The 567-nt window shown below is 53.3% G+C and carries 1 protein-coding gene; it reads left to right on the forward strand.

Translation table 11 applies throughout. The annotated features are described in order from the left end of the window. Positions 1 to 119: 119 nt before the first annotated feature. Positions 120 to 567 (forward strand): ORF6N domain-containing protein (locus tag CKO12_RS14535; protein ID WP_200155421.1); only part of this gene is annotated, 448 nt, incomplete at its 3' end.

Here is a 567-nt window from a genome sequence, read left to right on the forward strand (position 1 = left end):
AGGAAGCCGCAAGGCTTGCCGGTTCCAATGCCCGGTTGTGACAACCTCGCCACAGTCTGCCGCCATTTACTGATGTCACACAGTGACGGCAGGCTCCACGCAAGTCATTGGAGACTGTTATGAAACGCGCTTCACATTCCGCAGTAACCGTTGAAACCCTGCCCGTTATCACCTTTCAAGGTGTCCGCGTCTTGACAACTGATTTGCTGGCTCAGGTCTACAGAACTGAAACCGACAACATCCGTAAAAACCACTCGCGCAATCAAGATCGTTTTGAGTGTGGCAAGCACTTCTTTGTGTTGGAAGGCGATGATCTGCGTGAATTCAAAGACTTGCACAGAGTAGCTAATAGTCACTCTGTGAAAATATCGCCGCGAGTCAAGGCGTTAACCCTGTGGACAGAACGCGGTGCGGCTCGTCACGCCAAGATGCTGGAGACCGATCAGGCTTGGGACGTGTTCGAGAAACTGGAGGACGCTTACTTTCGTCCGCTGTCTATCAACCCGCACCCAATGAAGCAGCCCACATCCGCAGCCATTCCCACCGATTTACCCGCTGCCCTTCGTG

The sequence above is a fragment of the Chromatium okenii genome (genome assembly GCF_016583745.1).
In the GTDB taxonomy this organism is placed as follows: Bacteria; Pseudomonadota; Gammaproteobacteria; order Chromatiales; family Chromatiaceae; genus Chromatium; species Chromatium okenii.